Origin of the sequence: Kluyvera chengduensis, from assembly GCF_044197065.1 — a bacterium.
Lineage (GTDB): Bacteria > Pseudomonadota > Gammaproteobacteria > Enterobacterales > Enterobacteriaceae > Kluyvera > Kluyvera ascorbata_C.
The window spans coordinates 112108-123539 of the sequence record NZ_JBIQOI010000011.1 but is presented as its reverse complement, the minus strand read 5'-3'; the positions used below and the strand labels follow the sequence as shown (position 1 = coordinate 123539).

Below are 11432 nucleotides of genomic sequence, written 5' to 3'. Positions count from 1 at the left end.
GTTAACCAAAACGCTGGCTTCAGCTTCTAACTGATGCCGTCGTTAACGGATACCTGCGAACTGTATGATTAAAATAACCAAAGGCCTCGATCTGCCTATCGCTGGCCAGCCTGATGGGCAACGCATTGATGATGTGGCGGTCACGCGTGTCGCGGTGAAAGGTGAAGAATATATCGGGCTTCGCCCATCAATGGCGGTCAAAGAAGGCGACAGAGTCGCCAAAGGGCAGCTGCTTTTCGAAGATAAAAAGATCACCGGTGTGCGTTTTACCGCGCCGGCCAGCGGCATTGTCAGCGCCATCCATCGCGGTGAGCGTCGGGTGCTGCAATCTGTTGTTATCGATATTGACGGCGATGATGCCGTGACCTTTAACGCCTACGCGCCCGATGAGCTAGCAACGTTGTCGCGTGAAACGGTTACCGCACAGCTGATTGATTCCGGTCTGTGGACCGCGATGCGTACGCGTCCTTTCAGCAAGACGCCTGCGCCGGGTGCCGAACCCGTGGCTATTTTTGTCACTGCGATGGACACCAACCCGCTGGCTGCCGACCCGCAGCCGATTATACTCGCCCAGCGCGACGCTTTTAACGCCGGTCTGACCGTGCTGACGCGCCTGACCGACGGCAGAGTGCATGTCTGCCAGGGCAGCGGCGGGAAACTGGGTGGGCATCCTCAGGGACAGGTGACCTTTAACCAGTTCACTGGCCCGCATCCTGCTGGGCTAGTGGGTACTCACATTCATTTCCTGGAGCCGGTGAGCCTGAACAAACAGGTGTGGCACCTGAACTATCAGGATGTTATCGCCTACGGCAAACTGTTCCTCGACGGCGTGCTCTGGACCGAACGCATTATTGCGCTCGGTGGCCCGCAGGTGAAACAGCCGCGCCTGCTGCGCACCCGTCTTGGCGCGGACCTCGACGCCATGCTGGTGGGCGAACTCCACGACGGCGAAAACCGTGTTATCTCCGGTTCCGTCCTGAATGGCACGCAGGCCGTCGGGCCGCATGCCTTCTTGGGGCGCTTCCACCTGCAGGTGAGCGTGCTGAAAGAAGGGCGCGACAAAGAGCTGCTGGGCTGGGTCGCGCCGGGACGGGATAAGTTCTCCATCACCCGCACCACGCTTGGCCACTTCCTCAAGAAAAAGCTGTTCAACCTCTCCACCGATACCCACGGCGGCGAACGCGCGATGGTCCCAATCGGCAGCTACGAGCGGGTGATGCCGCTGGATATCCTGCCAACCGTCCTGCTGCGTGACCTGCTGGCAGGCGATACCGATAGTGCCCAGGCACTGGGCTGTCTGGAGCTTGATGAAGAGGATCTGGCGCTGTGTACCTATGTTTGTCCAGGGAAATACGAATACGGACCGGTATTACGCCATGTATTAACGCAAATTGAGCAGGAAGGCTAAGTGATGGGCTTAAAACAGCTATTAGAAAAAGTTGAGCCGCACTTCACGCAGGGCGGCAAGCTTGAAAAGTACTACCCGCTGTATGAAGCAACGGCAACGCTGCTCTACACGCCGGGACACGTCACAAAGGGTGCGGCGCACGTTCGTGATGCTATCGACCTGAAACGTATGATGATCCTCGTCTGGTTCGCCGTTTTCCCGGCGATGTTCTGGGGGATGTACAACGTCGGTCTGCAGACCATTCCGGCGCTGCACAAGCTCTACGGTGCTGAACAGCTCCAGCAGGTGATTGCCGGAAACTGGCACTACAGCGTGGCGCAGGCGCTGGGCGTGAGTTTCGCGCCAGATGCTGGCTGGTTCAGCATGATGATGCTCGGCGCGGTGTTCTTTGTGCCTATCTACGCGGTGGTCTTCCTGGTGGGCGGCTTCTGGGAAGTGCTGTTTTCTATCGTGCGCAAGCATGAGATCAACGAAGGCTTCTTCGTCACCTCGATTTTGTTCGCGCTGATTGTCCCGCCAACCATGCCACTGTGGCAGGCCGCTCTGGGGATCACTTTTGGCGTGGTGATTGCCAAAGAGATATTTGGCGGTACCGGGCGCAACTTCCTTAACCCGGCGTTGGCGGGGCGCGCCTTCTTGTTCTTTGCCTATCCGGCGCAAATCTCCGGCGATTTAGTCTGGACGGCGGCCGACGGCTTCTCCGGTGCCACGCCGCTCTCCCAGTGGGCAAGCCACGGCGGTGAGTCGCTGGTTAACGTCGTGACCGGCCAGCCGGTGAGCTGGATGGATGCCTTTATCGGCAATATCCCGGGCTCAATTGGTGAAGTCTCGACGCTGATGATTCTGCTTGGCGGAGCGCTGATTATCTTTGGCCGTGTCGCCTCCTGGCGCATCGTTGCCGGCGTGATGCTCGGCATGATGGCCTGCGCCACACTGTTTAACCTGATTGGTTCCGATACCAACCCGATGTTCGCCATGCCGTGGTACTGGCATTTGGTACTGGGTGGTTTTGCCTTCGGCATGATGTTTATGGCAACCGACCCGGTTTCCGCCTCGTTTACTGATAAAGGAAAGTGGTGCTACGGGGCGCTTATCGGCGTGATGTGCGTGTTAATCCGCGTGGTTAACCCCGCCTATCCGGAAGGGATGATGCTGGCGATTCTGTTCGCCAACCTCTTTGCGCCGCTCTTTGATTACCTGGTGGTGCAGGCCAACATAAAGCGGAGGAAGTCGCGTGGCTGAAAACAAAAGTAACGATAGCATCGGCAAAACGCTGCTGGTGGTGCTGGTGCTTTGCCTGGTCTGCTCTATCGTCGTGGCGGGCTCCGCCGTTGGGTTGAAACCACGCCAGCAGGAGCAGCGCGCGCTGGATAAACAGCGCAATATCCTGGCGGTGGCGGGATTGATGCACGACAAAATGTCAGCAGACGATGTGGCTGATGTGTTCGCATCCCGCGTGGTACCTAGACTGGTCGATTTGAAAAGCGGCGCTATCCTCGACAAAGACCCGGCGAAGTTTAACCAAAGTCAGGCGCTGAAAGACCCTGCACAAAGCATTGAGCTGACCTCCAGCGAAGACCCTGCGGGCATTCGCCGTCGCAGTAACGTAGTGGAAATTTATCTTATTAAAGATGAACAGCAGAAGGTGCAGGAGATGGTTCTGCCGGTGTACGGAAACGGTCTGTGGTCGATGATGTACGCCTTTGTGGCGCTGGATACTGACGGTCGCACCATCCGTGGCATTACCTATTACGACCAGGGGGAAACCCCGGGCCTTGGCGGTGAAATTGAAAACCCGAACTGGCGCGCGCAGTTTGTGGGAAAACGCGTGGTGGATGATAACGGTAAACCGGCGCTGCGGGTGATGAAAGGCGCGGCACCGCAGGGCGATCTCTATGCCGTTGACGGTCTCTCCGGGGCAACGCTCACGTCTAACGGAGTACAGCATAGCTTTGAGTTCTGGATGGGTGAAATGGGCTTTGGCCCGTTCCTGAAGCAGGTGCGTGAAGGAGGGCTGAACCATGGCTGAGCAGGGTGATATGAAAGAGATGAAGCGCGTGCTGGTTGGCCCGCTTATCGCCAATAACCCCATTGCGCTACAGGTGCTCGGTGTCTGTTCGGCGCTGGCGGTCACCACCAAGCTGGAAACGGCTTTCGTGATGACCATTGCGGTGACGCTGGTGACGGCATTCTCGAGCATGTTTATCTCGATGATCCGCCACCACATTCCGAACAGCGTGCGCATTATCGTGCAGATGGCAATCATTGCTTCATTGGTTATTGTCGTCGACCAGCTGCTGCGCGCGTTCGCTTACGAAACCTCTAAACAGCTCTCGGTATTCGTTGGGCTGATTATCACCAACTGTATCGTGATGGGGCGCGCAGAAGCCTACGCCATGAAGTCTCCACCGCTGGCGAGCTTTATGGACGGCATCGGCAACGGGCTGGGCTACGGCGCTATCCTGCTGATTGTCGGCTTCCTGCGTGAGCTTATCGGCAGCGGCAAGCTGTTCGGTATCACGGTGCTGGAAACGGTGCAGAACGGCGGCTGGTATCAGCCAAATGGTCTGTTCCTGCTCGCGCCGAGCGCATTTTTCATTATCGGTTTGCTGATCTGGGCGCTGCGTAGCTGGAAGCCAGAACAGCAGGAAAAGGAGTAACCGATTATGGCTCATTACATTAGCCTGTTTGTCCGCGCAGTGTTTGTTGAGAACATGGCGCTGGCCTTCTTCCTGGGGATGTGTACTTTCCTCGCGGTGTCGAAGAAAGTTTCTACCGCGTTCGGCCTTGGCGTTGCGGTAACGGTTGTGCTGGGGCTGTCGGTGCCTATCAACAACCTGGTCTATAACCTGGTGCTGCGCGACGGTGCGCTGGTTGAGGGTGTTGACCTCAGCTTCCTGAACTTCATCACCTTTATCGGGGTGATTGCGGCGCTGGTACAGATCCTCGAGATGATCCTCGATAAGTACTTCCCGTCGCTCTATACCGCGCTCGGCATCTTCTTGCCGCTGATTGCGGTGAACTGCGCCATCTTCGGCGGCGTCTCGTTTATGGTGCAGCGCGACTATAACTTCAGCGAGTCTATCGTCTACGGCTTTGGTTCCGGCATTGGCTGGACGCTGGCGATTGTTGCCATGGCGGGCATTCGCGAAAAGATGAAGTACTCAAACGTGCCTGCGGGACTGCGCGGCTTAGGGATAACCTTTATCACCACCGGACTAATGGCGCTTGGTTTTATGTCATTCTCCGGTGTGCAGCTATAAGGGCCGTTAATTATGGAAATATTACTTGGCGTAGCCATGTTTACGCTGATTGTGCTGGTGCTGTCGGTGCTGATTCTCTTCGCCAAATCGAAGCTGGTGAACGCCGGCGACGTGGTGATTGAAATCAACAACGAAGCCGACAAGCAGATCAAAACGCCAGCCGGCGACAAGCTGTTGAATACGCTCTCCAGCAACGGCATTTTTATCTCGTCCGCCTGTGGCGGCGGCGGTTCCTGCGGGCAGTGCCGGGTAAAGGTGAAAGAGGGCGGCGGTGACATTCTGCCGACCGAGCTTTCGCATATTACGAAGCGAGAAGCCAAAGAAGGCTGCCGTCTGGCCTGTCAGGTTGCCGTGCGCCAGGACATGAAAATCGAACTGCCGGACGAAGTGTTTGGCGTGAAGAAGTGGGAATGTGAAGTTATCTCCAACGATAACAAAGCGACGTTTATTAAAGAGTTGAAGCTCGCGATTCCTGCTGGCGAAAGCGTGCCGTTCCGTGCTGGGGGTTATATTCAGATTGAATGCCCACCGCATAAAGTGGCCTACGCCGACTTTGACGTGCCGGACGAATATCGCGGTGACTGGGATAAATTTAATCTCTTCCGCTACGTCTCCGACGTGAAAGAGCCGACCCTGCGCGCCTACTCGATGGCAAACTATCCGGACGAAAAGGGCATTATCATGCTCAACGTGCGTATCGCCACGCCGCCGCCGTCCGCGCCTGACGTTCCGCCGGGAATTATGTCTTCGTATATCTGGTCGCTGAAAGCGGGCGATAAGGTGACGATCTCTGGTCCGTTTGGTGAATTCTTTGCCAAAGAGACCGAGGCGGAAATGGTATTTATCGGCGGTGGTGCGGGGATGGCACCGATGCGTTCGCATATCTTTGACCAGCTTAAACGCCTGCATAGCAACCGCAAAATAAGCTTCTGGTACGGCGCGCGTTCCCTGCGCGAAATGTTCTACCAGGACGAATTTGAAAAGCTGGCTCAAGAAAACCCGAACTTTACCTTCCATATTGCGCTCTCTGACGCGCTGCCGGAAGATAACTGGACGGGCTATACTGGCTTTATTCACAACGTCCTGTATGAAAACTACCTGCGTGACCACCCGGCACCGGAAGATTGCGAATTCTATATGTGTGGGCCACCAATGATGAACGCGGCGGTTATCAAAATGCTCAAAGAGCTGGGCGTTGAGGATGAGAACATCATGCTCGATGACTTTGGAGGCTGATGATGTTAACGGTCTTTCTGGCGACCTTCTGCATTTTCTTGCTGGTTATCTTCGGCATGTCGCTTGGCTATCTGGTCAAGCGGAAAAGCCTACAGGGAAGCTGCGGGGGGATTTCATCGCTGGGGTTGGAAAAGGTATGCGATTGCCCTGAACCCTGTGATGCGCGTAAAAAACGCATGGCTCGGGAAGCACAGCGCCAGCAGAACCGTATCCTGTAAATCGACGGATAACCCGGTATGATGCCCATCAGCCGGGTTATTTAACGTGATGAAATATAATTATTAATTGATTAATAATCGAGAATTAATCCTGGCGTAAACCCTGCCAACGTAGACTGTTTCAACGTTTCACGGTTGAAAGGTTTTCATGGCTTCCCCCTCTACATCGACCCGCTTTCTGTCCACCGCATTGTTGGCCTGCATGACGCTGAGTCCGTTTGCTATTGCGCATACCCACAAGCCTGCCGCCCATGCTTCGCTAAGCTATGGCGCTTCGCTGCGTATGCAGAACCGGGAAAAGCTGTGGGGGGCATATCATGCGAAGCTGAAAAAGCAGGCCAGCTACATTGTGGTGGGCGACGCAGAGAGTAAGAAAGCGCTGCGCCAACAGAACCGCCTGCTGATTAAGCAGCACCCGGAGTGGTTTCCGGGCCCGCTTAAGGCCAGCGATCGTCACTGGAAAGCGCTGGCTGAAAACCCGCATTTCCTCAATAGCGACCATCTGCATAATATGACCGAAGTTGCGATTCACCGTCTTGAACAGCAGTTGGGAAAACCGTATATCTGGGGAGGCGTTAATCCCGATCGGGGATTTGACTGTAGTGGTCTGATATTTTACGCCTACAATAAGATCCTCGCGGAAAAATTACCGCGGACGGCGAATGAAATGTATCACTATCGTCGTGCGACGATCGTAGCAAATAACGATCTGCGTCGCGGCGATCTGCTCTTCTTCCATATTCATAGCCAAGAGATTGCGGATCATATGGGGGTCTATCTGGGCAACGGCGACTTTATTGAATCACCGCGTACCGGAGAAACTGTTCGTGTTAGCCATTTAGCGGATATGTTCTGGCAGGATCACTATCTTGGCGCTCGACGGATCCTGACAGAGAACACGGTGCTTTAATTCATAAATAGCAGCAGCATGCTGATGAAAAGAAACATCAGCGCGGCTGCCAGAAAGAGGTCAAAGGTGTTAATCAGCGGCACGGGCGGGGTATCAAAAGTGTCCGGGATGGGATGATATCGTTGATTGTCTGCTGATTTACCGCAAGGAGCGTGTTGACTCATCTCCTGTTCATGGTGTTCCTGCCGTTCTTCCTGACGATGCACGAATTCCATAAAAGTTGGAGAATATTGGCGCCGCGGATGATGCCCGGAGCGGTAAGCAAAATTCCTTTTTACTTTTTCATCTCTCATCACATGATTATCCCTGATAATAAACATTTTCTGGAGAAACACACCTTCCCTGGTATGTTCAGAACTATAAAGCGACAAATCAGGACGAAACTTAATTGTCGCTCTATATATTTATTTAGCTTAATGCTCCCATGATTTTTAATTCCAGCTCATCGGGAACTTCGTTATAAGAAAGCACATGCAGACCCGGAGAAAAAAGGCGGGCATAGCGTGCCAGCAGCGGACGTAATTGTGGAGCGACCAGCAGTACGGGCTCTTTACCGGCCGCCTTCATCTGTTCTTTCACCTGCGGCATATTGGTCTGGAATTGGTTGAGCATATTCGGATCAACTGGCACGCTGTCGAGCATCACTTTTCCACTCTGCTGGGCCTGATTCACGACGTTAGACAGCAGGTTTTCCAGCTCGTTATTCAGGGTATATACCGTCAACTCCTGCTTGCGTACCAGCGGGTGGGTGATGCTTCGGCGTAGCGCCAGACGAACATCGGCAACCAGCAGAATCGGATCTTTAGTTGTCGCGCTGCTAGCGACCAGCACCGTGGCGATAGTGACGATATCCCGTAGCGATACGCCTTCAATCAGCAGCGCCCGATACACCTTTAACAGATGGCTGTAGTTCAGCGCCGCGCTGAGGTCTTCCGCCAGCCTTGGGGCCATAGAAGAGAGGCGATTATGCAGTTGAGTGATGTCGTCGTAGTTAAACAGATCGGGAATATGGTTGCGAATGACCTTATTCACATGGGTGGCGATAACGCTGGCGCTGTCGATCACCTGATACCCCATATTCAACGCTTTTGCCTTTTGCGCGGGCTGGATCCAGGTAACCGGCATCCCGTAGGCCGGGTCGTTCCCCATCACGCCATCGATTTCACCATAGGTCTCGCTCGAGGGCAGCGCCATCAGTTTATCTGCGGGGATATCGGCCTCATCCGCTTTAATCCCATTGATGTAAATGGCGTACTGGCTGGCCTTGAGACGGAAGTTTTCACGAATGCGAATCTCCGGCAGCAGCACGCCATTGGTGTCTGAAATGACCTGCCGCACCCCGCGAATACGCTGGGTGAGCGGGTTACCCTTCGACTTATCCACCAGAGAAACCAGTTTGTACCCCAGGCTAAGGCTGATGGGTTCAATCAGCGGAATGGTTTCCCAACTGACCACCTGCTCGGCATTTTCAGTAATGGTTTTGGTCAGCGTTTCGAGGCTTTTTTCCTCGTGTTCGGCGGCTTTCGGGCGCTTGCTCATGCGCCAGGCGGTAAAGCCCAACAGCGCACTGAAGGCGAGGAACGGGAAGTGCGGCATCCCAGGGACGATAGCCAGCACGAACATAATGCCGGTAGCGGTATACAGAATCGATGGCGTCGCCAGCAACTGGGTCCGCACGTCGGTGGCAATATCGCCGTTATCGCTGATGCGGGTCACGATGATTGCCGCGGCGGTGGAGAGCAGCAGGGAAGGGATCTGCGCGACCAGACCGTCACCGATGGTCATCAGCACGTACTGCTGGAAGGCCGCCTCCGCGCTCAGGTTGTATTTGAAAATCCCGATGCACACGCCGCCGATAAGATTGATGGCAAGGATCATCATCCCGGCGATGGCATCGCCACGCACGAATTTCGACGCCCCGTCCATCGCGCCATAGAAGTCAGCCTCACCCGCCACATCTTTGCGTCGTGTCTGGGCCTGAGCCTGATTGATAAGCCCGGCGTTAAGGTCGGCATCGATAGCCATCTGTTTGCCCGGCATCGCATCGAGGGTGAAGCGGGCGGAGACTTCGGAAATACGCTCTGCCCCTTTGGTCACCACGATGAAGTTGATGATCATCAGGATGATGAACACCACGAAGCCCACCACAAAGTTACCGCCAATAACGACCTGACCGAAAGATTCAATAACCTTACCGGCCGCGCCTGCGCCCATATGACCGTGCAGCAGCACCACGCGCGTCGAAGCGACGTTCAGCGTCAGTCGCATCAGCGTGGTGATAAGCAAGATGGTCGGGAACAGGCTGAATTCCAGCGGACGTTTTGCCGACACGCTCACCAGCAACACCAGCACCGCAAGCACAATGTTAAAGGTAAACAGAATGTCCAGTAACGCTGGCGGCAGCGGCAGGATAACCATCGCCAGAATACAGAGAATGACCAGCGGTACGCCAATGCTGCCGTTACGCAGCACCGCCAGAAGGTGTTTAGTTATTTTCGGCATCCAGTTTAAGGACCTCTTTCGGAATGGATATATGTCTGTTCAGTGACGGGCGCTGCTGTGCGCCATCGCGCCAGTGTTTCATTTGCAGGACGTAGGTCAGGACATGCGCAATCGCCCGATACAGCTGGAAGGGGATCTGCTGATTAACCTGCGTGGTGTAATAGACCGAGCGCGCCAGCTTGGGAAACTCGACTATCTCGATGCTGTGTTCGGTGGCCACCTGACGAATATAGAGTGCAATCTCATCCGTCCCTTTAGCGACGACAAAAGGCGCGGCGGCGCGGTCGAGATCATATTGCAGGGCAACGGCATAGTGAGTCGGGTTGGTGATGACAACATTGGCTTTCGGCACGACTTTGCGGATCTGCCCCATTGCCATCTGCCGCTGAAGGCGGCGGATTTTCGCTTTGACCTCAGGTTTACCTTCCTGATTTTTATACTCTTCTTTGACTTCCTGCTTGGTCATCTTCAGCCCTTTGATAAACATCTTACGGGCCAGCGGTACATCGATAAGGGCAAAGAAAATAAACAGGATGACAAAGTTCTGCATCACGCTGGCGTACAGCGACAGGCCATCGGCCACCGCCTGCTTGAAAAAGAGTTCCTGTAGGCCCAGAAACGTCATCACGTTATTGCGCAGGCTAATCCACAGCATGATCAACAGAATGATCGCTTTGATCGTCATCTTGCCGGTATCCACCAGATGATCGGATGAAAACAGACGGCCTATTCCCTTCAGTGGGCTGAGTTTCGAGAAATCCGGCAGGATCTTTTTCGGCAGAAACAGCCAGCCGCCTGGCACCAGTGAAGCGACCGACGCCGCCAGCGGCATCGGCAGCAGCGTCAGAATAAACTTGCCCAGGATCAGCAGATGGTGACGTAAAAACTGGCTGATAATCTCCGGGTCGTTAATGTTCTGCGCGTACTGATGCACGCTGATAAAACTCTCGCGGACAAAATCTTCATACCAGGGAAAGCTGCTGGACAGCACCATAAAGGCGGCGAACAGGCTCGCGGACATGCCCATATCTTTGGAGCGTGGGAGCTGCCCGTCTTGTCTGGCTTTGCGAAGTTTTTGCGCCGAGGGTTTTTCTGTTTTTTCGTCGCTGCTGTTATCCGCCATAGTGCCCCTTTAGCGCATCAAGCTGCTGTAAAACGAAGTCGGCCAGATGTAGATAGTGGTCAGGCAGGTTATAGAGCAGGGTACCGAAGCACACCATGCCCGCCAGCATGTTAATCGGGAAGCCAAGCGAGTAGAGGTTCAGCGCCGGTGATATACGGTTGAGCAGGCCGAAGCTGCCCTGCACAACCAGCATAATGAAGGTTGTTGGCAGCGCTAACAGCATCGCGGAGGCGATAACCCAGCTTAATGCCAGTGATATGGTGCGCAGCGTCTGCGGATGCAGCGCGTTGCCAATCGGCCAGTAGGTGAAGCCTTTATAGAGAATACTGACCAGAAGCAGGTGCCCGTCCATCGCGAAAAAGAGCAGGATGGCGTAGATGTTGATCATCTCGGACAACACCGTCGTCGACGCGCCGCTGCTCGGATCGTTCATCACCGCCATACTCATCCCCATGTTGAACGAGAGGATCTGCCCGGCAAGCTGTAGCGCGAGGAACAGAAATTGCAGCATCAGCCCAAAGAGCATCCCCCAGGCAATTTGCTCCACGGTGAGGATCACGCTGTTTATCGACAGCAGGTTGGTCGGTACCGGGTGCGGAATAAGCGGGGTAATGATAATCGCCAGCGACAGCGACAAAATAATGCGCACCCGCACGGTCAGCACGGCGTTATCAAACACCGGCACGTAGTGCATAAACGCCATAATGCGCACGAAGGGGAACCAGAGTCCCAAAACCAGAGCGCTGAGCTGGGTAATATCGATTTCACGCAT

Annotated in this window: 12 protein-coding genes; 8 read left to right on the top strand and 4 right to left on the bottom strand. The window is 54.8% G+C overall.

The window, feature by feature from the left end:
- The first annotated feature begins 64 nt into the window (after nt 1-64).
- The 8 genes from ACH1XZ_RS20865 to ACH1XZ_RS20830 all read left to right on the top strand — a co-directional run bounded on the left by ACH1XZ_RS20865 (nt 65) and on the right by ACH1XZ_RS20830 (nt 7035).
- Entirely contained in the window at nt 65-1408 is a 1344-nt protein-coding gene (locus tag ACH1XZ_RS20865; protein WP_395597006.1) for a Na(+)-translocating NADH-quinone reductase subunit A, read from the top strand.
- A 3-nt stretch (nt 1409-1411) separates the two neighbouring features.
- A complete protein-coding gene (locus tag ACH1XZ_RS20860; RefSeq protein ID WP_395597024.1) occupies nt 1412-2650 on the top strand; it encodes an NADH:ubiquinone reductase (Na(+)-transporting) subunit B in 1239 nt (412 codons plus the stop codon).
- Entirely contained in the window at nt 2643-3437 is a 795-nt protein-coding gene (locus tag ACH1XZ_RS20855; protein ID WP_395597005.1) for a Na(+)-translocating NADH-quinone reductase subunit C, read from the top strand. Before ACH1XZ_RS20860 ends, ACH1XZ_RS20855 begins: the two co-directional genes overlap by 8 nt.
- Complete coding sequence (locus ACH1XZ_RS20850) at nt 3430-4068, top strand: NADH:ubiquinone reductase (Na(+)-transporting) subunit D (RefSeq protein WP_035894452.1); 639 nt, start codon at nt 3430-3432, stop codon at nt 4066-4068. Before ACH1XZ_RS20855 ends, ACH1XZ_RS20850 begins: the two co-directional genes overlap by 8 nt.
- A gap of 6 nt (nt 4069-4074) precedes the next feature.
- On the top strand, nt 4075-4671 hold the full coding sequence (gene nqrE, locus ACH1XZ_RS20845; RefSeq protein WP_333500581.1) for an NADH:ubiquinone reductase (Na(+)-transporting) subunit E: 597 nt from the start codon (nt 4075-4077) through the stop codon (nt 4669-4671).
- A gap of 12 nt (nt 4672-4683) precedes the next feature.
- Nucleotides 4684-5907, top strand: coding sequence for an NADH:ubiquinone reductase (Na(+)-transporting) subunit F (gene nqrF / locus ACH1XZ_RS20840; RefSeq protein ID WP_395597004.1), 1224 nt, complete (start codon nt 4684-4686; stop codon nt 5905-5907).
- A 2-nt stretch (nt 5908-5909) separates the two neighbouring features.
- Nucleotides 5910-6125: a (Na+)-NQR maturation NqrM gene (gene nqrM, locus ACH1XZ_RS20835; RefSeq protein ID WP_395597023.1), complete on the top strand. Its 216-nt coding sequence runs from the start codon at nt 5910-5912 to the stop codon at nt 6123-6125.
- A 148-nt stretch (nt 6126-6273) separates the two neighbouring features.
- The gene (locus ACH1XZ_RS20830; protein ID WP_395597003.1) at nt 6274-7035 is read left to right on the top strand and encodes a C40 family peptidase; all 762 of its coding nucleotides are present in this window, start codon (nt 6274-6276) and stop codon (nt 7033-7035) included.
- On the opposite strand, the gene ACH1XZ_RS20825 is transcribed toward ACH1XZ_RS20830, so the two are convergent.
- The 4 genes from ACH1XZ_RS20825 to fliR all read right to left on the bottom strand — a co-directional run bounded on the left by ACH1XZ_RS20825 (nt 7032) and on the right by fliR (nt 11432).
- Nucleotides 7032-7331 (bottom strand): hypothetical protein, encoded by a 300-nt coding sequence (locus ACH1XZ_RS20825; RefSeq protein WP_395597002.1) that lies wholly within the window; start codon nt 7329-7331, stop codon nt 7032-7034. The two genes, ACH1XZ_RS20830 and ACH1XZ_RS20825, sit on opposite strands and share 4 nt — an antisense overlap.
- A gap of 112 nt (nt 7332-7443) precedes the next feature.
- Nucleotides 7444-9537: a flagellar biosynthesis protein FlhA gene (flhA, locus tag ACH1XZ_RS20820; RefSeq protein ID WP_395597001.1), complete on the bottom strand. Its 2094-nt coding sequence runs from the start codon at nt 9535-9537 to the stop codon at nt 7444-7446.
- Complete coding sequence (flhB, locus tag ACH1XZ_RS20815; protein WP_395597000.1) at nt 9521-10660, bottom strand: flagellar type III secretion system protein FlhB; 1140 nt, start codon at nt 10658-10660, stop codon at nt 9521-9523. The genes flhA and flhB overlap by 17 nt, the downstream gene beginning before the upstream one ends.
- A complete protein-coding gene (gene fliR, locus ACH1XZ_RS20810; protein WP_395596999.1) occupies nt 10650-11432 on the bottom strand; it encodes a flagellar biosynthetic protein FliR in 783 nt (260 codons plus the stop codon). Before fliR ends, flhB begins: the two co-directional genes overlap by 11 nt.